At 71.8% G+C, this 24,818-nt stretch carries 23 protein-coding genes, 1 tRNA gene and 1 riboswitch; of the genes, 12 read left to right on the forward strand and 12 right to left on the reverse strand.

From position 1 onward, the window contains the following. The first annotated feature begins 257 nt into the window (after positions 1-257). From DLJ49_RS15995 to DLJ49_RS16025, 7 genes are all read left to right on the forward strand, one after another. The gene (locus tag DLJ49_RS15995; protein WP_115394557.1) at positions 258-437 is read left to right on the forward strand and encodes a hypothetical protein; all 180 of its coding nucleotides are present in this window, start codon (positions 258-260) and stop codon (positions 435-437) included. A gap of 166 nt (positions 438-603) precedes the next feature. Beyond that, complete coding sequence (locus tag DLJ49_RS16000; RefSeq protein ID WP_115394558.1) at positions 604-1,785, forward strand: ABC transporter ATP-binding protein; 1,182 nt, start codon at positions 604-606, stop codon at positions 1,783-1,785. A 297-nt stretch (positions 1,786-2,082) separates the two neighbouring features. Next, on the forward strand, positions 2,083-2,310 hold the full coding sequence (locus DLJ49_RS16005) for a twin-arginine translocase TatA/TatE family subunit (protein WP_115394559.1): 228 nt from the start codon (positions 2,083-2,085) through the stop codon (positions 2,308-2,310). A gap of 32 nt (positions 2,311-2,342) precedes the next feature. Continuing rightward, the gene (tatB, locus tag DLJ49_RS16010; RefSeq protein ID WP_115394560.1) at positions 2,343-2,927 is read left to right on the forward strand and encodes a Sec-independent protein translocase protein TatB; all 585 of its coding nucleotides are present in this window, start codon (positions 2,343-2,345) and stop codon (positions 2,925-2,927) included. Continuing rightward, complete coding sequence (gene tatC / locus DLJ49_RS16015; protein ID WP_115394561.1) at positions 2,924-3,814, forward strand: twin-arginine translocase subunit TatC; 891 nt, start codon at positions 2,924-2,926, stop codon at positions 3,812-3,814. The genes tatB and tatC overlap by 4 nt, the downstream gene beginning before the upstream one ends. Further along, complete coding sequence (locus DLJ49_RS16020; RefSeq protein ID WP_115394562.1) at positions 3,814-4,701, forward strand: ATP-binding protein; 888 nt, start codon at positions 3,814-3,816, stop codon at positions 4,699-4,701. The genes tatC and DLJ49_RS16020 overlap by 1 nt, the downstream gene beginning before the upstream one ends. Positions 4,702-4,775: 74 nt before the next feature. Next, positions 4,776-5,186, forward strand: coding sequence for a c-type cytochrome (locus tag DLJ49_RS16025; RefSeq protein ID WP_233489103.1), 411 nt, complete (start codon positions 4,776-4,778; stop codon positions 5,184-5,186). 54 nt (positions 5,187-5,240) lie between these two features. Here DLJ49_RS16025 and DLJ49_RS16030 read toward each other — a convergent pair whose 3' ends face one another. From DLJ49_RS16030 to DLJ49_RS16050, 5 genes are all read right to left on the reverse strand, one after another. Next, positions 5,241-5,927 (reverse strand): D-lyxose/D-mannose family sugar isomerase, encoded by a 687-nt coding sequence (locus tag DLJ49_RS16030; protein WP_115394563.1) that lies wholly within the window; start codon positions 5,925-5,927, stop codon positions 5,241-5,243. 132 nt (positions 5,928-6,059) lie between these two features. Then, complete coding sequence (locus DLJ49_RS16035) at positions 6,060-6,593, reverse strand: flavodoxin domain-containing protein (protein WP_115394564.1); 534 nt, start codon at positions 6,591-6,593, stop codon at positions 6,060-6,062. 172 nt (positions 6,594-6,765) lie between these two features. After that, on the reverse strand, positions 6,766-7,542 hold the full coding sequence (locus tag DLJ49_RS16040) for a gamma-glutamyl-gamma-aminobutyrate hydrolase family protein (protein WP_115394565.1): 777 nt from the start codon (positions 7,540-7,542) through the stop codon (positions 6,766-6,768). 122 nt (positions 7,543-7,664) lie between these two features. After that, complete coding sequence (locus tag DLJ49_RS16045; RefSeq protein ID WP_115394566.1) at positions 7,665-7,880, reverse strand: DUF2256 domain-containing protein; 216 nt, start codon at positions 7,878-7,880, stop codon at positions 7,665-7,667. Further along, positions 7,880-9,424 carry an FAD-binding domain-containing protein gene (locus tag DLJ49_RS16050; RefSeq protein ID WP_115394567.1) on the reverse strand — a complete coding sequence of 515 codons (1,545 nt, stop codon included), beginning with the start codon at positions 9,422-9,424 and terminating at the stop codon, positions 7,880-7,882. Before DLJ49_RS16050 ends, DLJ49_RS16045 begins: the two co-directional genes overlap by 1 nt. A 217-nt stretch (positions 9,425-9,641) precedes the next feature. On the opposite strand from DLJ49_RS16050, the gene pepN reads away from it, so the two are divergent. The 3 genes from pepN to DLJ49_RS16065 all read left to right on the forward strand — a co-directional run bounded on the left by pepN (position 9,642) and on the right by DLJ49_RS16065 (position 14,035). Further along, a complete protein-coding gene (gene pepN, locus DLJ49_RS16055; RefSeq protein ID WP_115394568.1) occupies positions 9,642-12,194 on the forward strand; it encodes an aminopeptidase N in 2,553 nt (850 codons plus the stop codon). 248 nt (positions 12,195-12,442) lie between these two features. After that, on the forward strand, positions 12,443-13,000 hold the full coding sequence (locus DLJ49_RS16060; RefSeq protein ID WP_115394569.1) for a type 1 glutamine amidotransferase domain-containing protein: 558 nt from the start codon (positions 12,443-12,445) through the stop codon (positions 12,998-13,000). Positions 13,001-13,150: 150 nt separating this feature from the next. Beyond that, positions 13,151-14,035 carry a 1-acyl-sn-glycerol-3-phosphate acyltransferase gene (locus tag DLJ49_RS16065; RefSeq protein ID WP_115394570.1) on the forward strand — a complete coding sequence of 295 codons (885 nt, stop codon included), beginning with the start codon at positions 13,151-13,153 and terminating at the stop codon, positions 14,033-14,035. A 190-nt stretch (positions 14,036-14,225) separates the two neighbouring features. Here the strand turns inward: DLJ49_RS16065 and DLJ49_RS16070 are convergent, their stop codons facing one another. Further along, entirely contained in the window at positions 14,226-14,846 is a 621-nt protein-coding gene (locus DLJ49_RS16070) for a transglycosylase SLT domain-containing protein (RefSeq protein WP_115394571.1), read from the reverse strand. 276 nt (positions 14,847-15,122) lie between these two features. On the opposite strand from DLJ49_RS16070, the gene gatB reads away from it, so the two are divergent. Next, positions 15,123-16,634: an Asp-tRNA(Asn)/Glu-tRNA(Gln) amidotransferase subunit GatB gene (gatB, locus tag DLJ49_RS16075; protein WP_115394572.1), complete on the forward strand. Its 1,512-nt coding sequence runs from the start codon at positions 15,123-15,125 to the stop codon at positions 16,632-16,634. A 362-nt stretch (positions 16,635-16,996) separates the two neighbouring features. Here the strand turns inward: gatB and DLJ49_RS16080 are convergent. The 5 genes from DLJ49_RS16080 to gcvT form a co-directional block, all read right to left on the reverse strand. Further along, positions 16,997-17,072 (reverse strand) — tRNA-Ala (locus DLJ49_RS16080). Between the two features lie 45 nt (positions 17,073-17,117). Continuing rightward, the gene (gene trxC / locus DLJ49_RS16085) at positions 17,118-17,573 is read right to left on the reverse strand and encodes a thioredoxin TrxC (protein ID WP_115394573.1); all 456 of its coding nucleotides are present in this window, start codon (positions 17,571-17,573) and stop codon (positions 17,118-17,120) included. 148 nt (positions 17,574-17,721) lie between these two features. Further along, positions 17,722-20,598 carry an aminomethyl-transferring glycine dehydrogenase gene (gene gcvP, locus DLJ49_RS16090; RefSeq protein WP_115394574.1) on the reverse strand — a complete coding sequence of 959 codons (2,877 nt, stop codon included), beginning with the start codon at positions 20,596-20,598 and terminating at the stop codon, positions 17,722-17,724. Positions 20,599-20,656: 58 nt separating this feature from the next. After that, positions 20,657-21,016 carry a glycine cleavage system protein GcvH gene (gene gcvH, locus DLJ49_RS16095; protein ID WP_115394575.1) on the reverse strand — a complete coding sequence of 120 codons (360 nt, stop codon included), beginning with the start codon at positions 21,014-21,016 and terminating at the stop codon, positions 20,657-20,659. Between the two features lie 45 nt (positions 21,017-21,061). After that, a complete protein-coding gene (gcvT, locus tag DLJ49_RS16100) occupies positions 21,062-22,183 on the reverse strand; it encodes a glycine cleavage system aminomethyltransferase GcvT (RefSeq protein WP_115394576.1) in 1,122 nt (373 codons plus the stop codon). A 139-nt stretch (positions 22,184-22,322) separates the two neighbouring features. Beyond that, positions 22,323-22,410: riboswitch (glycine riboswitch) on the reverse strand. A 72-nt stretch (positions 22,411-22,482) separates the two neighbouring features. Between gcvT and DLJ49_RS16105 the strand changes: the two genes are divergently transcribed. Beyond that, a complete protein-coding gene (locus tag DLJ49_RS16105; RefSeq protein ID WP_233489105.1) occupies positions 22,483-23,028 on the forward strand; it encodes a gamma-glutamylcyclotransferase family protein in 546 nt (181 codons plus the stop codon). A 211-nt stretch (positions 23,029-23,239) separates the two neighbouring features. Here the strand turns inward: DLJ49_RS16105 and gltX are convergent, their stop codons facing one another. Next, a complete protein-coding gene (gene gltX, locus DLJ49_RS16110) occupies positions 23,240-24,562 on the reverse strand; it encodes a glutamate--tRNA ligase (protein ID WP_115394578.1) in 1,323 nt (440 codons plus the stop codon). Positions 24,563-24,818: the final 256 nt, after the last annotated feature.

Consider the following 24,818-nt stretch of genomic DNA (forward strand, 5'->3'; position numbering starts at 1 on the left):
CATCGGGCGCAAGGCTAGGCCGCCCGACGGGCGAAGACCACCGCCCCGCGCCCGATTGTGCGCGCCCCGGAAATTCCCTGTTTCGCGCAATTTCGTGGCGAAGGCTGGATGAAGGCCGCGAAGTTGCCACAATCCGCGCCATATCTGGCCCTGCGCCCGCCCAGAAGCCGCCCCCGCGCCGGAGGGCCGCGCGGCGCGGCACCGGCGGCGCGGGCGCCGCGCACCTCGACCGAAACCGTCAGCGGGAGATGACAGCAATGACGACGTCTGTTCTGCGCAGGATGGAGGCCGCGGCGACGGCCATGGGCACGGGGCTCGGCCGGCTGCTCGACCGAATCGCCCGCGACCGCCGAGACCGCAAGATCGACCGCCTCAAGGCCCATCTGTCCTGGCACCCGGCGGAGCGCCGCGGCCGCGGGCCGCGCATCCGCCGCTGAGCCGAGGCCCCGGGCCTGCCAGGCCCGCCCCATGTCGCCGCGAAGCGGGCCGCCGCGGACCGGGCCGCCGCAAGCGGCGTGCGCCACGACGCCCGGCCGCCTTGCGCCGCGGGGTCCCCGCTGCTAGCTGTCATCCAATCCCGATGGAATTGGTCGGAAACCGCCCGTGACAGCCTCCGCCCCAGCCGAGCCAAAGGCTCTCCCGCCGCGGCTCTCCGCGACCGGCCTGACGCGCCGCCTCGGCGGGCGCAGGGTGGTCGATGCCGTCGATCTCGGTATCGCGGCGGGGCAGGTCACGTGCCTTCTGGGGCCGTCGGGATGCGGCAAGTCGACCACGCTGCGCCTGATCGCGGGCGTCGACCGGCAGGACGAAGGCACCATCGCCGTCGACGGGCGGCCCGTCTCGGACGGGCGCGTCCACCTGCCCCCGGAGGGCCGCGGCATCGGCCTGATGTTCCAGGACTTCGCGCTGTTTCCCCACCTCTCGGTGGGCGACAACGTGGCCTTCGGGCTGAAGGGGGGCCTGCGCGCCCATCGCGAGCGGGTGGACGGCCTGCTCGCCCGGGTCGATCTCGCGGGATTCGCCGACGCCTTTCCGCACCAGCTTTCGGGCGGCGAGCAACAGCGCGTGGCGCTCGTCCGCGCCCTCGCGCCGCAGCCGGCGATCCTGTTGATGGACGAGCCCTTTTCCGGCCTCGACAACCGCCTGCGCGACGAGGTGCGCGACACGACCCTCGCGCTGCTGAAGGAGGAGGGCACGGCGGTGCTGCTCGTCACGCACGAGCCCGACGAGGCGATGCGCATGGCCGACGAGATCGCGCTGATGCGCGCGGGCCGCGTGGTGCAGCGCGGCTCGCCCTATCACGTCTACAACAACCCCGCCGACCTCGCCGCCGCCGCCTTCTTCTCCGATGTCAACGTGGTGCGCGGGGTCTCGCACGGCGCGCTGACCGAGACGCCGTTCGGCCGCTTCCTGACCCCGGGGCTGCGCGACGGGCAGCCCGTCGACATCGTGATCCGCCCGCAGCACCTGCGGATCGACTTCGACCGGCAGGGCCGCGGCCCCCTGCCGACCGAGACCGACGGGGTCGCGGCCAGGGCGCTGGTGGAGCGGGCGCGCTTCATGGGCCGCGAAAGCCTCGTGGAGTTCGTGTGCGAGGAGGGCGGCGCGCGGCTGAAGGCGACGGTGCCCTCGGTCTTCCTGCCGCGCCCGGGAACGCCGATGTGGTTGACGATCCGGCGCGATCGCTGCTTCGTGTTTCCCGCAGGCGAGTCGCCGGGCGTGCCGGCCGCGCAGGCCGCCGACCATGCGCCTGCCGCGCCGCCGACCGCCCGCGCGGCGGAGTGAGGCGGGGGAGCGCACGGCCGCGGCGGGGCGAAGGCGTTTCGAAACGCCTTGACGCGCGCGATCGCGCGCGTGGAACGCCCTTCCAAGGGCGTTGCGCCCGCCCTCCGCACGGGTCCGCGTCGCACGTTTCGCCGGTCGTGTCGGGAGGGGCGTCGCGTCACGGCTGCGCGCCCTGCGAATTGCCCCTTTGATCCGGAGCGCTTGCCCCTTAAGTAGGGCGCGACGGATCAGGAAGCCCGCGCGCCGCCCACCCCGTCCCGTCTTGATCTTCGGGCTGCGCCAGCGAGGGAGCAATTCATGGGCATCGGTCAGATCGGCATTCCCGGCCTCATCCTCATCGCGGTCGTCGTCCTCGTCCTGTTCGGGCGGGGCAAGGTGGCGTCGCTGATGGGCGAGGTCGGCAAGGGCATCACCGCCTTCAAGAAGGGCGTCAACGAGGGCAAGCAGGAGCTCGAGGACAAGACGTCCGACAGCGACACCGCTGCCGCCCGCGACGTGTCCCCCGAAGACAAGGACAAGGTCTGAGCGGCGGCCCGCCGCCCCGGGCCTGACCCACCATGCTCGACCTCGGCTGGACCGAACTCCTGCTCATCGGCATCGTGGCCCTCATCGTGGTGGGGCCCAAGGATCTGCCGGTGATGTTCCGCGCGCTCGGCCGGTTCACGGGCAAGATGCGCGGCATGGCGCGCGAGTTCTCCCGCGCGATGGACGAGGCCGCCGACCAGTCCGGCGCCCGCGACATTGCCCGCGACCTGCGCTCGATGTCGAACCCGCGGTCTGCCGCGGCGCGGAAGTTCAAGTCGGCCGCCGGCCTCGACGACATCGAGGCGGCGTTCGACGACGAGGCGGAGGACGAAGGGGCGAAGGCCAAAAGCGCCCGCCCCGACGCGCCGCCCCAGGGGCCCGAAACAGCCGCCCTCGCCGAGAAGCGCACGGCCGAAGCGAAGGCCCGCCGCGAAGAGGCGGTGCGCCGCGCCAACGAGCGTTCGGCCAGCTTCCGGGGCTTCGAGCACGAGGGCGAGGCGGGCGCCGGGCCCGCGCCCGAGCCCGGCGGCGATGCGCCGGCGCGTCGGTCCGAGCCCGTGGGCGGCGTGCCCGGGGCCGAGGACACCGCCGCCGAGGCGAAACAGGACAAGGCATGACCGACCGCCCCGACGAGCGCGACGAGGTCGAGGCCTCCGCCGCCCCCCTGATCGAGCACCTGGCCGAGCTGCGCACCCGGCTGATCCGCTCGGTCGCCGCCTTTTTCGTGGCGATGGTGGCGTGCTTCTTCGTCGCCGAGCCGATCCTCGACCTGCTGGTCGACCCGATCGCCGACGTCCTGCGCGCCCGCGGCGAGGATCCGCGGCTGATCTTCACCGCGCCGCAGGAAAAGTTCTTCGTCCTCATCCGGATCAGCCTCGTCTTCGGGTTCGCGCTGTCCTTCCCGATCATCGCGCACCAGATGTGGCGCTTCGTGGCGCCCGGCCTCTACCGCTCGGAGCGGGCCGCCTTCCTGCCCTTCATCCTCGCCTCGCCGCTCCTGTTCCTGGCCGGCGCCTCGTTCGCGCATTGGGTGGTCACGCCGCTGGCGATGAACTTCTTCATCGGCTTCTCCGATGCCGTCCCGGCCATCGCCAATCTCGTCGCCGGCAACGACCCCGACGTGGCCGCCCCCGCACCCGGCACCGACCCGGAGCTGCGCACCGTCTTCCTCGGCTCGGTGCGCGAGAGCCTCGATCTGTCGCTCAAGTTCATCTTCGCCTTCGGCCTGTGCTTCCAGCTGCCGGTGCTGCTGACGCTGATGGGCAAGGCCGGGCTCGTCTCGGTCGAGGGGCTCAAGAACGTGCGCAAATACGCCATCGTCGGTATCCTGACGCTGGCTGCCCTGATCACGCCGCCCGACGTGATCACCCAGGTGATCCTGTTCACGGTCGTCTACGCGCTCTACGAGCTGTCGATCCTCCTCGTGGCCCGCGTGGAGCGCAAGCGCACCGCCGAGCTGCGCGCGCAGGGCCTGCTCGACGACGAGGACGAGGAAACCGCCTGATGCGCGACGGCGGGCCGGACCGCGCGAGGCCGGAAGAGAGCGCCGCGCTCGAACGGATCGCCGCGGCGCTCGAGCGGCTCGCGCCTGCCCCGCAGCCCGCGCCCGAGTTCGATGCGGCCGACGCCTTCCTCTGGCACACCGCGCCCGACCGGCTGGAGCCGGTGCCGGTCGTCTCGCGCATCGACCTGTCGCTGCTCGTGGGAATCGACCGCTCGCGCGACACCCTGCTCGACAACACGCGCCGCTTCGCGCAGGGCCTGCCAGCCAACAACGCTCTGCTCTGGGGCGCGCGCGGCATGGGCAAGTCGTCGCTCGTCAAGGCGGTGCACGGCGCGGTCGTGTCCGAGGGGCTGCCCTTGAAGATCGTCGAACTCCAGCGCGAGGACCTTCCCTCGCTGCCCCGCCTGCTGGGCCACCTGCGCGCCGCTGCGCACCGCTTCCTGCTGTTCTGCGACGACCTGTCGTTCTCCCACGACGACCAGCATTACAAGTCGCTCAAGGCGGTGCTCGATGGCGGCATCGAGGGGCGCCCCGACAACGTGCTCTTCTACGCCACCTCCAACCGGCGCCACCTGATGCCGCGCGACATGATCGAGAACGAGCGCGGCTCGGCGATCAACCCCTCCGAGGCGACCGAGGAAAAGGTCTCGCTGTCGGACCGGTTCGGCCTCTGGCTCGGCTTCCACCCCTGCAGCCAGGACGAGTATCTCGCCATGATCGCGGGCTATTGCGCCGCCTTCGGCCTCGCCGTCGACGCCGAGACGCTGCGCGCCGAGGCGATCGAGTGGCAGGCCACGCGCGGCGGCCGCTCGGGCCGCGTCGCCTGGCAGTTCTTCACTGATCTCGCGGGCCGGCACGGCCTGTCCCTCGGCGCGACGGTGCGTTGACGGCCGACAATTCGAGCCCCGGAAAACGCGTCTACTCTCGGTGGCGAGGCAACCGAACGAGGGGAGAGACGGACATGACCTGGGCACCTCACATCATGGCTCTCTGCGCCGCCGGGCTGATCGGCACAGGCTCCACCGCCAGCGCGCAGGACATGCAGGCGGGCAAGGCCGAATACATGATCGCCTGCGCCGTCTGCCACGGCGAAAGCGGCAAGGGCGCCGGGCCGATGACGGAATACCTCAGCATCGAGGTGCCGTCGCTGACGACGCTCGCCGCCGAAAACGACGGCACCTTTCCCTACCTCGACGTCTTCCAGGTGATCGACGGGCGCACCGGCGTGCGCGGCCACGGCGGTGCGATGCCCGTCTGGGGCGACCGCTTCTCGGCCGGGGCACGGGGCGAATACGGCTCCTTCGGCGCCGAGGTCGTCACCCGAGGGCGGATCGCCGTGCTCACCGACTACCTGATGTCGATCCAGGAGTGAGAAGAGGCGCCTGCAGGGCCGCATCGACCCCGCCGGCCCGGCGCGCGCGGCGGCTCACCCGAGCCAGGCCTCGTAGTCGGACACCAGCAGGTGCCGCGGCGCCTCGTCTTCCTCGATCTCGGCGAAGCGGCCGAGCGGCTCGCGAAATACGTTGTCGGTCAGGTCGTCGTTGACGGTCGAGACCTCGCCCACCAGCACCTCGCCCCCCTCGCCCCAGAAGGCATGCCAGTCGCCCGGCATCAGCGTCACGCTCTCGCCGGGCGCGAGCCGGATCACCTCGCCCGGGGCGAAGGGCCGTGCGATCCCGTCGCACCACACCGTGCCGCCCTGGTCCTCGGCGAAGCGACCCGCCGCGTCGGAGCCGTAGAGCTCGACCGCGAGCGTGGCGCCGCCGCGGTTGATGATGTCCTCCGCCTTCACGATGTGCCGGTGCATCGGGCTCAGTTGACCCGCCCGCGAGATCAGCAGCTTCTCGGCATAGCACATCCCGCCCCCTGCAAGCAGGTCGCCCGGCCGCCCGTTGCGCAAGGTGAACAGGAACAGACCCAGCCGGTCGAAATCGCCCTGCCCGTAATCGGTCACGTCCCAGCCGAGGCGCGCCTCGATCACCCGCCCGGCCTGGTGCCTCCGGGCGCGGAACTCCTCGGGCGACCACCACGCGAAGGGCGGCAGGCGAAAGCCGTGCCCGGCGATGACCTCCGCCGCCCGGCCGATGATCGCGTTCACCTCCGACCGCTTCATGCGCCCCTCCCTACCGCGCTCGACAGAAGGCACCGGGCGACCGCCCTGCGCTTCTTCTTGCTTCAAGTATCCCCGCCGGAGGCCCCGCCCGCGCCGCCGCCCGCGCCGCCGCCGGGCCATACCGCGCCATGCTCACGTCAGCGCCCCGGCCCAGTCATCGACCGCCGCACCCAGCGCGGCCCAGTCGGTGTATTCGGTGTCGCCCTCGGGATCGACCGTCTCGCCCTTCTCGCGGGCGATGCGGCGCATCATCCAGGCCTTGAAGTAATCGTACTCGCCGAAGCGGAAGGCACCGGCCACATGCTCCACCCGGCCCGGCCGCCACCCCGTTTCCTGCGCGAACTCGTCCGCGATGGCGCGAATGCCCTCCCATTCCCCGGCATCGTCGCCCGCGGCGCTGAGCGAGACCGACAGGAACAGGCCCGGCCGCGCCGAGAGCGCCTGCGCGCTGCCCCGGGCGAAATCCACGAGCGCCGGCTGGTAGCGCCCGCCATGAATCGACCCCGCGAGCACCGCCGCGCCGAATCGGCCGACATCGAGCCCCTCGGCATCGTTCGCGTCGAGCAGTTCGACGGCGTGGCCGGCATCGACCAGCCGGTCGGCCACGAAACGGGCGACCTTGCGGGTCTGCCCCTCGGTCGTGCCGTAGGCGACGAGAATCTTCATGCAGCACCTTCCCGTTGTCTGGCCGGAAGGCTCGTCTCGTCGCGCGATCCGGTCAAGCGCAGACCGTCACCGGGCGGCAGGCGCGGGCTGAACCGCACGCGCACCGGAGGCGCGGCACGTCGGGTGGCCGCTCGGTGGGTCCGATCGGGACCCGCGGGAAGCCGCGCGGGGCTCAGGCCGTCCGCAGGACCGGGGCGCGCTCGCCCGCTGCCCATGCAGCGACGGCGGCACCGAACGCCTCGAAGAGCGGGCGCGACACCGGGTCCTGGGCGGCGCGGTATTCGGGGTGCCACTGCACCGACAGGGTAAAGCCGGGCGCCCCCTCGACATAGAGCGCCTCGGCGGTGCCGTCCTCGGCCCAGCCGTCGACCACGATGCGGCGGCCGGGTGTCTTGATCCCCTGCCCGTGAAGCGTGTTGGTCAGCACCTCGGTCGCGCCGAACAGGCGGTGAAACGGCCCGCCCTCGCGCACCCTCACGCTGTGGCGCAGCGCGAACTTCTCTTCCAGCGTCCCGTTGGGGGGCATGCGGTGATTCATCCGACCTGGCAGATCGCGGATCTCGGGGTGGAGCGTGCCGCCCATCGCCACGTTCACCTCCTGGAAGCCGCGGCAGATACCGAGAAAGGGCTGCCCCCGTTCCACCAGCGCGCGGATCAGCGGCAGGGCGACGGCATCGCGTTCGCGGTCGAAGGCGCCATGCGCATCCGTCTCAACCTCGCCGTACTCCTCGGGGTGGACGTTGGGGCGCCCCCCGGTGAAGACGAACCCGGCGCAGGTGTCCAGCAGATCCGGCACCGAGACGAGCCGCGGATCCGCCGGGATCAGCAGCGGCAGCGCACCGACGACTTCGGCCACCGCCTCGGAGTTCATCATTCCTCCGGCATGGGCGGGATACTGGTCGTTGATCCAGTGGCGGTTTCCGATGATTCCGACGACGGGTCGGGCCATTGCGCGCTCTCTCTCCTGCTTGCCGGGAAAGGATATACGCCAGATCGCGAAATACAACGTGAAGCGCCACAGGGGGCGCCCTGCAGGACGGCACGTGCCGGGAAAACGGGCGAACCGCGCGCTCAGCGCGTCCCGGCGGGGCCGTCCGACGCCCCGGCCGGGCCGGGCCCATCGGTGGCGCCTGCTGCGCCCGGGGAGCGCCGCGCCCGGCGGCACCTGTCCGAACAATGGCGCACCTCGTTCCACACCCGCGCCCATTTGCGGCGCCAGGCGAAGGGGCGGCCGCAGGTGGCGCATGTTTTGGTGGGCAGGTCGCCCTTCCGCCGGTGCCTCGCCATCACAGGTCGAGCTTCAGCTGATCGGGCGTGCGCTGCGGCGGCCTCGGCTCGGGGTCGCGGCGGAACCGCATCGGCACGCCCGCCTCCTTGCGGCTGGCGTGCCTCGTCACGATCCGGTCGGCCTCGGCGCGGAACGCCGCGCCCTTTCGCACGCCCCAGACCTTCGCCGAGGCCGCCTTCGCCGCCGCCTTCACGTCGACCAGAGGGGCGGGGTAGGCGCGCCCCAGCAGACGCCCCGCGCCCTCCCACAGCCAGGGCTCCTGAAGGTAGCGGTCTGGCACCTCAGACAACTCCGGCACCCAGGCCCGGATGAAGGCGCCCGACGGGTCCTGGTCGTGCCCCTGCTTGACCGGGTTGTAGATGCGCACGGTGTTCATCCCGGTCGTGCCCGACTGCATCTGCACCTGGCTCCAGTGGATGCCCGGCTCGTAGTCGGTGAACAGGCGGGCGAGATGCGGCCCCGTCGCCCGCCAGTCGAGCCAGAGGTGGTAGGAGGCGACGGCCATCAGCATCGAGCGCATGCGGAAGTTGAGCCAGCCGGTGGCGGCGAGGTATCGCATGCAGGCGTCGACGAAGGGCAGCCCGGTCTCGCCCCGCTGCCACGCGGCGAGGCGGGCGGGCTCGGGCTCGGCCGGGCGCAGGCCCTCGTAGGCCGGGTGCAGGCAGGCATGCTCGATATCGGGCTGGTCCTCGAGCTTCTGCATGAAGTGGTCGCGCCAGGCGAGGCGCGAGGCGAACGAGGCGAGCGCACCCGCCCAGCCGTCGCGCCTGCCCTGTGCCGCCTGCTTGCGGGCGAGCGCGGCCTGGTGCGCCTCGCGGACCGACAGCGTACCCAGCGCAAGGTGGGGCGACAGGCGTGAGCACGCCCGCTCCCCCGTGAGCGGGGACGACATGTCCTTGCGGTAGGTGCGCCCGCGCTCGGCGAGGAAGCTCTCCAGCAGTCGCTCCGCCTCGGCGCGGCCACCCGCCTGCCGGCCGGGGCACGGGTCGGGCGCGAGGCCGAGATCGGCCGCCGAAGGCAGTCGTCCGGGCTCGACGCCGCCCGGCGTCGGCAGCCCTCCGGGCGGGGCGAGGCGCGGCTGGCGCAGCCAGCGCTCGCGGCGGCCCGCCCAGCCGTCGCGGCTGGCAAGGCGTCGCACGACGCCCGACTGGCCGAGTTCGTCCCATGGCAGGCCCGCCTCGCGCGCCCAGGCGGCGACGCGACGGTCACGCGCGTAGGTCCAGCCATTGCCAGTCTCCTCGTGGCTGACGAGGCGCGTGGCGCCGTGCGCCTTCGACAGAACGGCCAGTTCCTCCACCGCGTCGCCCACGCGGATCGCGAGCGGCAGGCCGAGGCGCGCGAGCGCCTTTCGCAACCCGGCCAGACACTCCGCCGTGAAGCCCCATTGCCGCGCCGAGGTGTCGGGCAGACGCCAGTATGCCGGCTCGACGATGCAGACGGGCAGGACGGCAGCCCCCGTCTCGGCCGACAGCGCGGCGGCATGGGATAGGGCCGGATGATCTTGCACCCGCAGGTCGCGCTTGAACCACAAGAGGATCGTCATGCGGCGCGAGATAGGCGCCGCCGCGCCGCGGCCAAGCCCTGTCGTGGTGCGGGGGACAAGGCCCTTGCAAGGGCCTTGGGACGCGCCTTGCAAGGCGCGTGGCAAGGCGCTTCGAAGCGCCTTGCGCGCGGGAGCCGGAGCGCCTCGACCCGCGACCGGACTTGCGGCCGGCCGTCGCCCCCTTAGGTTGCGCTCATCCCAACGAGCGAGGACTGCCATGAAGGACGCCGCCCCGCAGCAGGTGCACCTTGCGGACTATGCCCCCTATTCCTTCCGCGTCGAGGAGGTGCGCCTGACCTTCCGCCTCGCGCCGCGGGGCACCCGCGTGCTGTCGCGCATCGTCTTCGCGCCAAACCCCGCCGCCCCGCCAGCACGCACGCTCTTCCTGCACGGCGAAAACCTCACGCCCGTCTCGACCCGCATCGACGGCGCGGCGGTGGAGCCCCGCCCGGCCGGGAGCGGTATCGAGGTGGGCGTGCCCGAGGGCCGCTTCACCTGGGAGGCCGAGGTCGAGATCGACCCCGCGGCCAACACCGCGCTCGAGGGCCTGTACCTCTCGCACGGGATGTTCTGCACCCAGTGCGAGGCCGAGGGCTTCCGCAAGATCACATATTACCCCGACCGACCCGACGTCATGGCGCCCTTCCACGTGCGGATAGAGTCGGACCTGCCGGTGCTGCTGTCGAACGGCAACCCGGCAGACTCCGGCCCGGGCTGGGCGGAGTGGCACGACCCCTGGCCGAAGCCCGCCTACCTCTTCGCCCTCGTGGCGGGCGATCTGCGGGCGCATCGCGACACGTTCCGTACCCGGTCTGGCAACGAGATCGCGCTCAACGTCTGGGTGCGCCCGGGCGACGAGGGGCGCTGCGCCTACGCGATGGACGCGCTGAAGCGCTCGATGCGCTGGGACGAAGAGACCCATGGCCGCGAATACGACCTCGAGGTGTTCAACATCGTGGCCGTCGACGACTTCAACATGGGCGCGATGGAGAACAAGGGGCTGAACATCTTCAACTCCAGGTACGTGCTCGCCAGCCCCGAGACCGCGACCGACCGCGACTACGAGGCGATCGAGAGCATCGTCGCGCACGAGTACTTCCACAACTGGACGGGCAACCGCATCACCTGCCGCGACTGGTTCCAGCTCTGCCTGAAGGAGGGGCTGACCGTCTTCCGCGACCAGCAGTTCTCGGGCGACCAGCGCGGCCATGCCGTCAAGCGCATCGACGACGTGCTGGCCCTGCGCGCGCGCCAGTTCCGCGAGGACGCCGGGCCGCTCGCCCACCCCGTCCGGCCCGAGAGCTTCGTCGAGATCAACAACTTCTACACCGCGACCGTCTACGAGAAGGGCGCCGAGGTGATCGGCATGCTCAAGCGGCTGGTGGGCGAAGACGGCTACCGCGCCGCGCTCGACCTCTATTTCGACCGGCACGACGGGCAGGCGGCCACGATCGAGGACTGGCTGACCGCCTTCGAGGAGGCGACGGGGCGCGACCTGGCGCAGTTCAAGCTGTGGTACTCGCAGGCGGGCACGCCGCGCGTGCAGGTGACGGAAACCTACGAGAACGGCACCTACCGGCTGACGCTCTCGCAGCGCACGCCGCCCACGCCCGGCCAGCCCGACAAGGCGCCCATGGTCATTCCCGTCGCCATGGGCCTGCTCACGAAGGAGGGCAAGGAACTGGTGCCGACCACGGTGCTGGAACTGACCGAGGGCAGCCAGAGCTGGACCTTCGAGCGGCTGCCGGCGCGGCCCGTGCCCTCGCTCCTGCGCGGCTTCTCGGCGCCGGTGATCCTCGAGCGCGAGACGAGCGCCGAGGAACGGCTGGCGCTCCTGGCCCACGACACCGACCCCTTCAACCGCTGGGAAGCGGGGCGCGCGCTCGCCAAGGACACGTTGACACGGATGGTGAGCGCCGACGCCGCGCCCGGGAGGGCCTTTCTCGACGCGCTTTCGCGCCTCGCCGCCGACGACACGCTCGACCCGGCCTTCCGCGCCCTCGCCCTGCGCCTGCCCGGCCAGGACGACATGGCGCAGACGCTGCACGCCAGCGGCATCGTCCCCGATCCGCAGCGGATCTGGGAGGCCACGCGCGCCCTGCAGGAGGAGATCGCGCGCCATCTCGAGGCCGTGCTCGCACGGCTCCACGACGAGATGGCGACGCCCGGCCCCTACACGCCCGACGCCCCGGCCGCGGGCCGGCGCGCGCTGCGCGCACAGGCGCTGGAGCTGCTCACCCGGATCGACGGCGGCGCGCGGGCGGGCGCGCTGTTCGAGGCGGCCGACAACATGACCGAGACGCTCGCCGCCCTCGGGCCTCTGATCGAGGCGGGGGTGGCGGGCGGCGCGCTCGCCGCCTTCGAGGAGAGGTGGCGGCACGACCGGCTGGTGATGGACAAGTGGTTCGCCCTGCAGGTCGCTCACGCCGCGCCCGACGAGGCCGCGGCAACCGCCGAACGGCTGACCGGCCACCCGCTTTTCGACTGGAAGAACCCCAACCGCTTCCGCGCGGTGCTGGGGGCGCTGGGCATGAACGCGGCAGGCTTCCACCACGCCTCCGGCGCGGGCTACGCCATGCTGGCGGACTGGCTCGTGCGGCTCGACCCGCTGAACCCGCAGACCGCGGCGCGAATGACGACGCTCTACGAGACCTGGCCGCGCTACGACGCGGACCGCCAGCAGATGATGCGTGCGGCGCTGCAGCGCATCGCCGCCGCGCCCGGCCTGTCGCGCGACACGGGCGAAATGGTCTCGCGCATCCTCGGCTGACGCCGCCCCGGCGGCCGCGTCGCGCCCCCGTCGCGCGGGTGGGGGGGCGCTGCCCCCGTCGCCCGTTCCGGGCGACTCCCCCGGGATATTTGGCGCAAGAAGAAGCCGGGAGAAGACCCGGGCCGGGACGCCCCGGGGCCGGGCGGGCCTGGGGAAGGCCGCGTGCATGACGCAAGGGCGCGGACGGCTGCTCGGAACAGGCGAGGGTGGCCGGCGTTTCCGCGCAGATCCGAAAGGAAGGAGATACCATGCCCGCTGTGAACGAGGCCAAGATCCTGATCCTCGCCGCGTCCGGCTTCGAGCAGTCGGAGCTCGAAGTGCCCCGCGACCGGCTGCGCGCCGCTGGCGCGACCGTCCATGTGGCGACGCCCGAGGGCGACGACATCCGCGGCTGGGACAAGGACAACTGGGGCGAGCAGGCCGCGGCCGACCTGTCGCTCGCCGAGGCGAGGGCCGAGGATTATGACGCAGTCGTCCTTCCGGGCGGGCAGATCAACCCCGACATCCTCCGCACCAAGTCCGAGGCGATCGACCTGATCCGCGCCTTCGCCGATGCGGGCAAGCCGGTGGCCGCGATCTGCCACGCGCCGTGGCTGCTGATCGAGGCGGGTCTGGCCAAAGGCAAGCGAATGACGAGCTACAAGTCGATCCGCACCGATCTGAGGAATGCCGGCGCACAGGTCGTCGACGAGAGTCTCGTGGCCGACTCCCCTTTCCTGACCAGCCGCAGCCCGGCCGATCTCGACGACTTCGTCAAGGGCGTGATGGACGCGCTGATGAAGGGCGTCGACCGCGTCGCCGCCTGACGGGGTCTGCGGCAGGGCGTTCGGGCGGCAGGTGCATGCATGGGCGGGTCCCGGCCGGTTGCACCCCGGGTCGCTGTCGCCCGGGGGTGCAGCCGCCCTCGCGACCTGCTAGGATCGGGGCGCCGGAGCGTCATAGCGGGCGGGTGGGAGATGAGAGAGAGAATCGACCCCTTGATCGAGGAGCGGGCCCGGTGGCTGTTCCGCCCTGCTCCCTATGCCGCGCTCGCCCGCCTCGCGCTCGACCGCGCCCTGGGCTACGAGCGCACCCTGAAGATCGCCGAGCGCTACCGGGACATGCCCACGCCCGAGATCATGGCCGACATCGCCGACATGATCTGCCGCGACGTCGAGGTGCGGGGGCTCGAGCGGGTGCCGGCCGAGGGGCCCGCGATGATCGTGGCCAACCACCCCACCGGCATCGCCGATGGCATCATGATGTGGCACGCCCTGCGTCACCGGAGGCCCGACGCCTTTTTCTATGCCAATTCCGACATCCTGCGCTTGTTGCCGCAATTCGAGAGCATGATCGCGCCCGTCGAGTGGCGGCTCGACAAGCGCACCCACGCCAAGACGCGCGAGACGATGGCCTATACGCGCAAGGCGATCGAGGCGGGCCGGATCGGGGTGATCTTCCCGTCGGGCCGTCTGGCCAAGAGGCGCGGCCTGCGCCTGCACGAGCGCGAATGGATGGCCTCGGCCGCGATGATCGCGCGCAAGTTCGACCTCGACGTGATCCCGGTGAACGTGCGTGCGCGCAACTCGTGGCTGTTCTACCTGTTCGACCTGCTCCACCCGTCCCTGCGCGACATCACGCTGTTCCACGAGACGCTCAACAAGGGCCGTCAGCCCTACCGGATCAACGTGGGCCGCCCGATCCCGGCGGCCAAGCTCTCGCCCAACTCGGCCGAGGCGATCGAGGAACTCAAGGCGCGCACGCTCCAGCTCGGCGGCCGCCACGCACCCGATGTCTCGCTGCCCGAGGTCACCCGCCGCCCGGCCTGGGCCAAGAAGATGGAGGGGCTGGCGGGCTATTGATCGCGGGCCGCGCCAGCCGCTGCCCGCGCCGCAACCAGCGCGCCGTGCCTGTCCCCTTGGCCGGCGGCGTAGAGCCTTGCGGGCCTCGCGCCATCTCGACCCGGCATGGCGCAACGCTGCCGAATGATGCAAGATCGCGGTCGCCGGACGCTCCGCCGGCGCGCTGACGCAGGCGGCGCCCGGCGCCGACTTACCCCTTGCAATAGGGCTGGGCCCGCACCCAGGTGCGCATGTCCTCGCGCTTGCGGGACGAGTGGAAGGGCCCCCAATCGGCCGCGACGCCGCGCATCCCGGCCGAGACGACGCCGTCGCGCGGAACGGTGCGGGCCATGATGCGGATGGCGCAGGAGAGGTTCTTCGTGCCGTCCTTCAGCGCATCGCCCGAGCGCGCCTCGCAGCCATAGCCGCGGGCGGTGGCGGGCGCGATCTGCACCAGCCCGAACCAGCGGCCGCCGCCGCCCACCGCGCGCGGGTTCCACGTGCTCTCGTGCTTGGCGAGCGTCGAGATGAGGCCCGCCCAGAAGGCCTTGCGCTCCTCGGGGCTCGCCTCCGGGTAGGCGGGGCACCACGCCTCGATGTCGGCAGGCGTGATGGCCGACAGCGCGGCGCCGTGCGTTTCGAGCGCGGCGAAGGCGGTCTCGGTCCACTGGCTCGCCTCGGGGTGATGATCCCAGCGCATGGGCGGGGGCATGGCCGAGGTCGAGAGGCGTTCCTGCGGCGCCGTGAGCCGTTCGACGAGCCCGGGTCCATCGGCCGAGCAGGCCCAGAGGGCGAAGGGAAGCGCGAGGGCGGCGAGCAGGCGGCGGACCATGAAACGGATTCCTCATACGGTGGCAGCGCCGCCCTGAGGCCACAGGCAGGCGCCCCGTTCAACCACCCCGCCCCGCGCGGCGCGTCTTCGGCAGGTTTCCGCTCGCATCACGGGTGCAGTATGCCGCGCTCCCGTTCCCGTGCGGCCGCCTCGCCGGGCGGGCCGGCAGGCGGGGCCGGGCCGGCAGGCGGGGCTGGGCAGGTGCGGCCCCGCCTTGCCGCGCGTCGCCCGCTCGCCTAAACACTGGGCCTCGCCCGCAGCCCCGTGGAGTCTCCGATGCTCGATCTCGCCGTCACGCCGCCCAAGCCCAAGGTCATCGCCGGCGCGAAGCACGACTGGGAGCTGGTGATCGGGCTCGAGGTGCACGCGCAGGTCTCGAGCCAGGCCAAGCTCTTTTCGGGCGCCTCGACCGCCTTCGGCGCCGAGCCCAACCACAACGTCGCCTTCGTCGACGCGGCGATGCCGGGGATGCTGCCGGTCATCAACGAGTTCTGCGTGGCGCAGGCGGTGCGCACCGGGCTGGGGCTGAAGGCGCAGATCAACCTGACCAGCGCCTTCGACCGCAAGAACTATTTCTACCCCGACCTGCCGCAGGGCTACCAGATCAGCCAGCTCTACCACCCGATCGTCGGCGAGGGCGAGGTGCTGGTCGAGATGGGCGAGGGCGTGGCCCGCCGGGTGCGGATCGAGCGCATCCACATCGAGCAGGACGCGGGCAAGTCGATCCACGACATGGACCCGGCGCTCTCCTTCGTCGACCTCAACCGCACCGGCGTCGCGCTGATGGAGATCGTCAGCCGCCCCGACATCCGCGGACCGGAAGAAGCGGCCGCCTACGTCGCCAAGCTGCGCCAGATCATGCTCTACCTCGGCACCTGCGACGGCAACATGCAGAACGGCAACCTGCGCGCCGACGTGAACGTGTCGGTCTGCCGCCCCGGCGCCTACGAGCGGTTCCAGGAGACGGGCGACCCGAGCCACCTGGGCACCCGCTGCGAGATCAAGAACATGAACTCGCTGCGCTTCATCCAGCAGGCCATCGAGCACGAGGCGCGGCGCCAGATCGCCATCCTCGAGGACGGCGGCACGGTGGATCAGGAGACGCGCCTCTACGACCCCGACCGGGGCGAGACGCGCTCGATGCGGTCCAAGGAAGAGGCGCACGATTACCGCTACTTCCCCTGCCCCGATCTCCTGCCGCTCGAGATCGAGCAGGAATGGGTCGACGAGATCGCGGCCGCCCTGCCCGAACTGCCCGACGCCAAGAAGGCGCGCTTCATGGGCGATTACGGCCTGTCGGACTACGACGCCTCGGTGCTGACGGCCGATCTCGCCTCGGCCGCCTATTTCGAGCATGTGGCCGAGGGGCGCGACGGCAAGGCGGCCGCCAACTGGGTGATCAACGAGCTGTTCGGCCGGCTGAAGAAGGACGAGCGCGACATCTCCGAAAGCCCCGTCTCGCCGGCGCAGCTCGGCGGCATCATCGACCTGATCGGCAGGGGCGACATCTCGGGCAAGATCGCCAAGGACCTGTTCGAGATCGTCTATACCGAGGGGGGCGACCCGGCCGAGATCGTCGAGAAACGGGGGATGCGGCAGGTGACCGACACCGGCGCCATCGAGGCCGCCGTCGACGAGGTGATCGCCGCCAACCCCGCCCAGGTCGAGAAGGCGCAGGCGAACCCCAAGCTCGCCGGCTGGTTCGTCGGCCAGGTGATGAAGGCCACCGGCGGCAAGGCCAACCCCAAGGCCGTCAACGAGATCGTGGCCGCCAAGCTGGGCCTCTGACGGCCGCCGGGCATCGGGCCGGTATCGCGTCGCAGCGACCGGCACAGCGGGGATGCCGCGGCGCGACCGTCCCCTCCTGCGCCGCAGAGCCTGATCGCACCTGCCCGGCCAGCGCGCCCCGTCTGGGCAGGTCTGCACCGACGGAGATGACGCGCTGCGAGGCAGGGTCGTGCCCGGCAGGGTTGCCCGCGGCCTGACCCGCCGGCGCCTCGCTCGGGCACTCTGGTCGCTTGCGAAGGCCGCCGATCAGGGAGGTCCGTGCCGTTTCTGCACCGAACGCCAGCCCGGACGCGCGCCGTCTCCCGCAAGGCTGCACCAGAGCGCACCACCCGTGCGGGCCATCCGCGACCTCTGTATGGGACTGGTGGAGCCGAGGGGAATCGAACCCCTGACCTCGTCATTGCGAACGACGCGCTCTCCCAACTGAGCTACGGCCCCGTGCGGCGCGGGATCGCCCATCGCCCGGGCGATGTCAAGCGGCGATCAGCCTGCGTTCTGCCGGGCGAAGCGGACGAGTTCGGCCGCCGGGCGGGCGCCCGCGAGCCGCGCGGCCTCGCGCCCGTGGCGGAACAGGATCAGCGCCGGAATACCCCGGATCGCGTAGCGGATCGCCGCGTCGGGGTGCGACTGCGTGTCGATCTTGGCGAGGCGCACATCGCCCGCCAGCCCCTGCGCCGCACGCGAGAATTCGGGCGCCATCGCCCGGCACGGCCCGCACCACGGCGCCCAGAAATCGACCAGCAGCGGTAGCCCGTCGCTGCGCGCCGCCTTCTCCAGCGTTGCGAGGTCGAGCTCGGCCACCTTGCCCTCGATCAGCCGCGCGCCGCAGGTGCCGCATTTCGGGCCGGCGCCGAGGCGGCCCGTCGGAACCCGGTTGACCGAGCCGCAGGTCAGGCAGGTGAGGGTCAGCGAGGAGGTCTGGTCGGTGGCGGCAGGCATGGCGGAACCCTTCATATTCGTTCAGCCGAATACATGGGGGCGCCGCTGCCCGGCGGAAGGGCGAAAGGTTGCCGCAGCCCCGCCCGCCGCCGGGGCGAAGCGCGCGGGCGGGCGGGCGGGGCGGGCTTCGACCCGGTGGCGGGCGGGGCTATTCCGCCGCCTCTGCGTAGTCCTCGAGCGGCGGGCAGGTGCAGACGAGGTGCCGGTCGCCCCAGGCGTTGTCGACGCGCCCCACGGGCGGCCAGTACTTGTCGACCCGGAACGCCCCGGCGGGAAAGCAGCCCTGCTCGCGCGGGTAGGGCCTGTCCCACTCGGCCACGAGATCCTCGACCGTGTGGGGCGCCCGGCGCAGCGGGCTCTGATCGGCCGCGATCTCGCCCGCCTCGACCGCGCGGATCTCGGCGCGGATCGTGCGCATCGCGGTCACGAAGCGGTCGAGCTCGGCCTTCGTCTCGCTCTCGGTCGGCTCGATCATCAGGGTGCCGGCGACGGGCCACGACATGGTCGGCGCGTGAAAGCCGGTGTCCATCAGCCGCTTGGCGATATCGTCGACCGTCACGCCCGCCTCGGCGAAGGGGCGCGTGTCGAGGATGCATTCGTGCGCAATCCGCCCTCGCGCGCCCTTGAACAGCACCGGGTAGTCGCCCTCGAGCTCGGCGGCGAGGTAGTTGGCGTTGAGGATCGCGACCCTGGTCGCCTGGGTCAGCCCCGCCCCCCCCATCAGAAGGCAATAGGCCCACGAGATCGGCAGGATCGAGGCCGAGCCGTACGGCGTCGCCGACACCGGCCCCTCGCGGCCGGCCGGCGCGGGGCTGTCGCCGGAGAAGTCGGCGTCGGTCTCGGGGTGGCCGGGCAGGAACGGGGCGAGATGCGCCTTCACCCCGATCGGCCCCATGCCGGGCCCGCCGCCGCCATGCGGGATGCAGAAGGTCTTGTGCAGGTTCAGGTGGGTGACGTCGGCGCCGATCTCGCCCGGCTTCACGAGGCCCACCATCGCGTTGAGGTTCGCCCCGTCCATGTAGACCTGCCCGCCATGGGCGTGGACGATCTCGCAGACCTCGCGCACGCCATCCTCGAACACCCCGTGGGTCGAGGGATAGGTGATCATGCAGGCGGCCAGCCTCTCGCCCGCCCGCTCGGCCTTGGCGCGGAAGTCGTCGAGGTCGATGTCGCCGTTCCCGGCCGACTTGACCACGACCACCTCCATCCCCGCCATCCTGGCCGAGGCCGGGTTGGTGCCGTGCGCCGACATCGGGATCAGGCAGATGTCGCGCTGCCCCTCGCCGCGCGCCCTGTGCCAGGCGCGGATGGTCAGCAGGCCCGCATACTCGCCCTGCGCGCCCGAATTGGGCTGCATCGACATCGCGTCGAAGCCGGTGATCTCGCAGAGCCGCGCCGAAAGGTCGTCGATCATCTCGGCATAGCCCTGCGCCTGGTCGGCCGGCGCGAAGGGATGGATCGAGGCGAACTCGGGCCAGGTGACCGGGGCCATCTCGACCGCGGCGTTGAGCTTCATCGTGCACGAGCCGAGCGGGATCATCGCCCGGTCGAGCGCGAGGTCGCGGTCGGACAACCGGCGCATGTAGCGCGTCATCTCCGACTCCGCCCGGTTCATGTGGAAGACCGGGTGCGTCAGGTAGTCGGACCGCCGCAGCAACCCGTCGGGAATGTCCGGCGTCGCCGCCGTGCCGAAGGCCGCCTCGACGCCGAAGGCCCGCCAGACCGCCTCGACGATCGCCGGCGTCACCGTCTCGTCGAGGGCGATGCCGATGCGCCCTCCCGCCATGCGGCGCAGGTTGATCCCCTCGGCCTCGGCCGCCCGCAGGATCGCGCCCTGCAAGGGCCCCGCCTCGACCGTGATCGTGTCGAAGATGCCGCCCTCCGGCCCCACGGAATAGCCCGCGCGGCGCAGCTCCTCGGCCAGACGCACCGTCTTGAGGTGGACGTGCTCGGCGATGGCGCGCAGCCCCTTCGGCCCGTGAAAGACGGCGTAGAACGAGGCCATGACCGCCAGCAGCGCCTGCGCGGTGCAGACGTTCGAGGTGGCCTTTTCCCGGCGGATGTGCTGCTCGCGCGTCTGCAGCGCCAACCGGTAGGCCCTGTTGCCGCGCGCATCGACCGAGACGCCCACGAGCCGCCCCGGCATCGACCGCTTGAGCGCGTCGCGGCACGACATGAAGGCGGCGTGCGGGCCGCCATAGCCCATCGGCACGCCGAACCGCTGGGCCGAGCCCACGGCGATGTCGGCGCCCATCGCGCCCGGCTCCTTGACGAGCGTCAGCGCGAGCAGGTCGGTCGCCACCACGGCAAGCGCGTCTCGCGCATGCAGCGCCGAGATTTCGGCCGAGACGTCGCGCAGCCGCCCGTCGGTGCCCGGGTACTGGAACAGCGCGCCGAAGACCGCGCTCGCGTCGAGGTCCTCCACCTCGCCGACGATCACCTCGATGCCCAGCGGCGCGGCGCGGGTCTCGATCACGGCGATGGTCTGGGGATGGCAGCGCGCGTCGACGAAGAACGCGCCCGCCTTGGACCTCGCCCCGCGCTGGCACATCACCATCGCCTCGGCCGCCGCCGTCGCCTCGTCGAGCAGCGAGGCGTTGGCCACCTCGAGGCCCGTCAGGTCGGCCACCATCGTCTGGAAGTTGAGCAGCGCCTCGAGCCGCCCCTGCGCGATCTCGGGCTGGTAGGGGGTGTAGGCGGTGTACCAGGCGGGATTCTCGAGCACGTTGCGCTGGATGGCGGGCGGGGTGATCGTGCCGTGATAGCCCTGCCCGATCAGCGAGGTCATCACCCGGTTCTTCCGCGCCACCTCGCGCATGCGTACCAGAACCTCGCCCTCGGTCATCGGCGCCCATGCCAGCGGCTCGGCCTGCCTGAGCGCGTCGGGAACCGTCTGCTCGATGAGCTCGTCGAGGCTCTCGGCCGCGACCGCGCTCAGCATCGCCGCCATCTCTTCGGGCGAGGGGCCGATATGGCGGCGGTTGGCGAAGTCGTAGGGGGCGTAGTCGGTCGGCTGGAAGGGCATGCGCGTCTCCTGCGGTGTCGGGTCGGGCCTTGGGGCCGGCCTGCGGCGAGCGGGCGGCCTACTCGACCATCTCCTTGTAGGCGTCCTCGTCCATGAAGGCGTCGAGCGCCTCGGGGTCGTCGACCTTGAGCTTGAAGAACCAGGCCGCGCCGGTCGGGTCCTCGTTGACGAGCGCGGGGTTCTCGACGAGTGCGGAATTGACCTCCACGATCTCGCCCTCGAGCGGCGCCACGATGTCCGAGGCCGCCTTGACGCTCTCGATCACCACGATCTCGTCGCCCTTGGCAACCCGCGTCTCGGGCTCGGGCAGCTCGACGAACACCACGTCGCCAAGTTGCCCGGCCGCGTAGTCGGTGATGCCCACGGTCACGATCTCGCCGTCGAGGCTCAGCCATTCGTGGTCTTCGGTGTACTTCATCGCTCTGATCCCTGTCTGTACGAGGCCGGTCCTGCCGCCGGCCGCCTATCGCCTGAATCCGTGGGGGTGAAACGGCATTTCGGCCACGATGGCGGGCAGCCGCTTGCCCCGCACCTCGCCAAAAAGCCGCGCGCCGGGGGCGGCGAGACGGGCCGGCACATAGCCCATCGCCACGGGCGCGCCCACCGAGGGGCCGAAGGTGCCGGAGGTGACGTGGCCCACGGCCTCGCCCCCCTCCTCCGCTTCGTAGAGGGCCACGCCCGCGCGCATCGGCGCCCGCCCCTCGGGACGCAGGCCGACGCGCAGGCGGGCCGGCCCCTCCTCGAGCTCGCGCAGGATGCGCTCCGCGCCGGGGAAGCCGCCGGCGCGCGCTCCGCCCCGGCGCCGCACCTTCTGGATGGCCCAGCCGAGGCCCGCCTCGACGGGGCTCGTCGTCTCGTCGATATCGGCGCCGTAGAGGCACAGCCCCGCCTCCAGCCGGAGCGAGTCGCGCGCCCCGAGGCCGATGGGCGCGACCTCCTCCATCTCCAGCAGCGCGCGGGCGAGCGCCTCGGCCTGCCCTGCCGCGACCGACACCTCGAAGCCGTCCTCGCCCGTGTAGCCCGACCGCGACACCCAGAGCTCGCCATGAGGCGAAGCCAGCACGCGGTGATCCATGAAGCGCATCCCGACGACATCGGGGGCTACGCGCGCCAAGGCGGCCTCGGCCTGCGGCCCCTGCAGGGCGATGAGCGCGCGGTCGTCGACCGGGACGATCGCGACGTCGGCGAGCCGGGCGGCGAGATGCCTGAGGTCGTCGGCCTTTCGCGCGGCGTTGACCACGAGCAATAGGCGGCCGGGCTGCGCCGCCACCATCAGGTCGTCGAGCAGGCCACCCTCGTCGCTCGTGAAGAAGGCATAGCGCTGGCGCCCCTCCTTCAGCGCGAGCAGCGCCTGCGGCGCCAGCCGCTCGAGCGCCTCGGCCGCGCCGGCGCCCTCGATCAGCACCTGCCCCATGTGAGAGACATCGAAGAGACCCGCCCGCGCGCGCGTCCAGCGGTGCTCGGCGAGGGTGCCCTCGAACTGCACCGGCATCTCCCAGCCGGCAAAGGGCACCATCCGCCCGCCCCGCTCGACATGGAGCGCGGCCAGGGGCGTTCGCTGCAATCCGCTCGTATCGTCGGCCATGCGACCCCCGCTTTCGCCGGGGCACGGGCCCGGCATCGCTGACGCGGGCCGCCCGGCCCGCACGATGCCCCCTCTGTCCTTTCGCCTGAGATCGTTATCCCTTCGGCGGGCGCTGTGCGCGCCTCTCTCCAGAGTGTTGTCGCCCCCGCCGGTCCTGAAGCCTGAGAGTTTACCGGGGCGGTTGCTCCTTCGGCACCGTGCGAGACGGATTCTCCCGGCGGGGTCGCCCCAGCCTTAGCCATGCGCCTCGCGCGCTTCAACCCTTGCCTCCCGGCGACGGGCGAGACATGTCACGGCCCATGTCCGATGCCCGCTTCTTCGGCTACGGCTCGCTCGTCAACCGGGCGACCCATGCCTATCCCGACCCGCGCCCCGCCCGGCTGGAGGGCTGGCGGCGCGTCTGGGTGCATACCTCGCTGCGCCCGGTCGCCTACCTCTCGGTCGAGCCCGCCGCGGGCGAGATCCTCGGTCTGATCGCCGAGGTGCCCGGCGGCGACTGGACGGCGCTCGACCGGCGCGAGGCCGCCTACGACCGCCACCCGGTGACCACCCGCCTGCATGCCTGCGGCACCGAGATGGCGGCGCGCGTCTATGCCGTGCCGCCCGATCACGCCGCGCCACCCGACGCGCGGCACCCGGTGCTGCTGTCCTACATCGATACCGTGGTGCAGGGCTTTCTCGAGGTGTTCGGGCGCGCGGGCGCCGCGCATTTCTTCGAGACGACCGCCGGCTGGGGCGGGCCGATCGCCGACGACCGCGCCGCGCCCCGCTACCCGCGCGCCACCGCGCTGACCCCCGCCGAGCGCGCCATCGTGGACCGGCATCTCGGCGCCGTCACGGCCTGAGCGCCCCTCTCGCTCGCCGCTGCCTGCATGGCGCATCCTTGCGCTTCTTTCTGTTCCAAATACGCAGGGGCGTCTCCGGCCCCACGGGCGCGACAGTGCGTATTTGAGACAGAAAGAAACCCGAAGCGCGCGCCCCGACACGCACCGGGCGCGCGCGGCAAGGTCGACGCACCGGGGCGGCCGGCCCGGTGCGCCCGGGCCATCGGGAGCCTCAGAGCTTCGGGCGCGCCTGCATCAGCGGCATGAAGGCGGCCATCTCGGGGCCGCGCGCGCGGCCCGTCAGCGCCTTGCGCAGCGGCATGAAGAGCTTCTTGCCCTTGCGCCCCGTCTTTTCCTGCACCCTGGCCGTCCAGTCGCCCCATGCCTCCGGGCCGTAGGGCGGCTCGGGCAGCAGCGCCAGCGCCTCGCGCACGAACTCGGCGTCCTCGGGGTCGATCTCGGGCCGCGCGCCCTCGCGCAGGACCGTCCACCACGGCCCGATGTCGGCGCGGGTGTCGACGTTTTCGCGGATCACCTCCCAGAAGGCCGGGGCGAGGTCGTCAGGGACGCCGGCCGCCCTCACATCGTCCGCCACCGCCGCGAGCGGCGCCGCGGCGAGCAGGCGGTGGGTGAGCGGAATCAGGTCGGCCGCGTCGAACTTCGTGGGCGCGGCGCCGAAGCGGGCGATATCGAAGCCCTCGATCAACTCGTCGTGGCCGTGTCGCAGCTCAATCGGATCGGCCGAGCCGAGCCGGGCCATGTGCGACAGCAGCGCCATCGGCTCCACGCCTTGCGCGCGCAGATCGCGCAGGCTGAGCGTGCCGAGCCGCTTCGACAGCGCCTCGCCCTGTGCCCCGGTCAGCAGCGAATGGTGGGCGAAGGCCGGGTGGCCGTGCCCGAGCGCGGCCATGATCTGGATCTGCGTGGCGGTGTTCGTGACGTGGTCCGAGCCGCGCACGACATGGGTCACGCCCATGTCGGTGTCGTCGACCACGGAGGCGAGCGTGTAGAGCACCTGCCCGTCGGCGCGGATCAGGACCGGGTCGGAGACGGAGGCCGCGTCGATCGAGACGGGGCCGAGGATCATGTCCTCCCACTCGATGCGCGCGTGATCGAGCCGGAAGCGCCAGGCGCCGGGGCCGCGTTCTTGCTGCAGGGCTGCCCGCTCATCCTCCGACAGGGCCAGTGCCGCCCGGTCATAGACCGGCGGCCGCCCCATGTTGAGCTGCTTGCGCCGCTTGATCTCCAGCTCCTGCGGCGTCTCGAACGCCTCGTAGAGCCGGCCCATTCCGCGCAGCCGGTCGGCCGTCTCCGCGTAGCGGTCGAGGCGGGCGGACTGGGTCTCGACCCTGTCCCATGTCAGCCCCAGCCATTCCAGATCCTCCTTGATCGCGTCGGCGTATTCGGGGCGCGAGCGCTCGGGGTCGGTGTCGTCGAGCCGCAGGATGAAGGTGCCGCCCGCCTTGCGCGCGATCAGCCAGTTGAACAACGCAGTGCGCAGGTTGCCGATATGCAGGTAGCCCGTGGGCGAGGGGGCGAAGCGTGTGACGGTCATGGGCGGCTCTCCGGTGCGGGCGCGGTGCTTTCACAGGGCGCGCGGTTTGTCCATACGCCACCCGGATGGCGGGGCCTGCACGACGGCCACCACCAGGCCCGCCGATGACGGCCCAAGCGGATCCGTCACCCCGCCTTATTCATCGAAATCGGGGGTAATGGCTGGCGTGCCCGCGAAAGCTCTGTAGAATCAAGTTGCTACACCAAGTCCGACAGCAGCCCTCGGAGCACGCCATGGGTGAAACGCTACAGCCGGT

The sequence above is a fragment of the Rhodovulum sp. 12E13 genome (assembly GCF_003340565.1).
In the GTDB taxonomy this organism is placed as follows: Bacteria; Pseudomonadota; Alphaproteobacteria; order Rhodobacterales; family Rhodobacteraceae; genus HLUCCA09.

Coding starts and splice junctions, on each gene's coding strand:
- gcvT (WP_115394576.1), bottom strand. CDS start 22,183: ATGGCCGACGATACGAGCGGATTGCAGCGAACGCCCCTGGCCGCGCTC.
- DLJ49_RS16025 (WP_233489103.1), top strand. CDS start 4,776: ATGACCTGGGCACCTCACATCATGGCTCTCTGCGCCGCCGGGCTGATC.
- DLJ49_RS16040 (WP_115394565.1), bottom strand. CDS start 7,542: ATGGCCCGACCCGTCGTCGGAATCATCGGAAACCGCCACTGGATCAAC.
- DLJ49_RS16070 (WP_115394571.1), bottom strand. CDS start 14,846: ATGGTCCGCCGCCTGCTCGCCGCCCTCGCGCTTCCCTTCGCCCTCTGG.
- tatB (WP_115394560.1), top strand. CDS start 2,343: ATGCTCGACCTCGGCTGGACCGAACTCCTGCTCATCGGCATCGTGGCC.
- DLJ49_RS16030 (WP_115394563.1), bottom strand. CDS start 5,927: ATGAAGCGGTCGGAGGTGAACGCGATCATCGGCCGGGCGGCGGAGGTC.
- gcvP (WP_115394574.1), bottom strand. CDS start 20,598: ATGCCCTTCCAGCCGACCGACTACGCCCCCTACGACTTCGCCAACCGC.
- pepN (WP_115394568.1), top strand. CDS start 9,642: ATGAAGGACGCCGCCCCGCAGCAGGTGCACCTTGCGGACTATGCCCCC.
- DLJ49_RS16050 (WP_115394567.1), bottom strand. CDS start 9,424: ATGACGATCCTCTTGTGGTTCAAGCGCGACCTGCGGGTGCAAGATCAT.
- DLJ49_RS16045 (WP_115394566.1), bottom strand. CDS start 7,880: ATGGCGAGGCACCGGCGGAAGGGCGACCTGCCCACCAAAACATGCGCC.
- DLJ49_RS16005 (WP_115394559.1), top strand. CDS start 2,083: ATGGGCATCGGTCAGATCGGCATTCCCGGCCTCATCCTCATCGCGGTC.
- trxC (WP_115394573.1), bottom strand. CDS start 17,573: ATGCCTGCCGCCACCGACCAGACCTCCTCGCTGACCCTCACCTGCCTG.
- DLJ49_RS16065 (WP_115394570.1), top strand. CDS start 13,151: ATGAGAGAGAGAATCGACCCCTTGATCGAGGAGCGGGCCCGGTGGCTG.
- gcvH (WP_115394575.1), bottom strand. CDS start 21,016: ATGAAGTACACCGAAGACCACGAATGGCTGAGCCTCGACGGCGAGATC.
- DLJ49_RS15995 (WP_115394557.1), top strand. CDS start 258: ATGACGACGTCTGTTCTGCGCAGGATGGAGGCCGCGGCGACGGCCATG.
- DLJ49_RS16035 (WP_115394564.1), bottom strand. CDS start 6,593: ATGAAGATTCTCGTCGCCTACGGCACGACCGAGGGGCAGACCCGCAAG.
- gltX (WP_115394578.1), bottom strand. CDS start 24,562: ATGACCGTCACACGCTTCGCCCCCTCGCCCACGGGCTACCTGCATATC.
- tatC (WP_115394561.1), top strand. CDS start 2,924: ATGACCGACCGCCCCGACGAGCGCGACGAGGTCGAGGCCTCCGCCGCC.
- DLJ49_RS16060 (WP_115394569.1), top strand. CDS start 12,443: ATGCCCGCTGTGAACGAGGCCAAGATCCTGATCCTCGCCGCGTCCGGC.
- DLJ49_RS16020 (WP_115394562.1), top strand. CDS start 3,814: ATGCGCGACGGCGGGCCGGACCGCGCGAGGCCGGAAGAGAGCGCCGCG.
- DLJ49_RS16105 (WP_233489105.1), top strand. CDS start 22,483: ATGTCCGATGCCCGCTTCTTCGGCTACGGCTCGCTCGTCAACCGGGCG.
- gatB (WP_115394572.1), top strand. CDS start 15,123: ATGCTCGATCTCGCCGTCACGCCGCCCAAGCCCAAGGTCATCGCCGGC.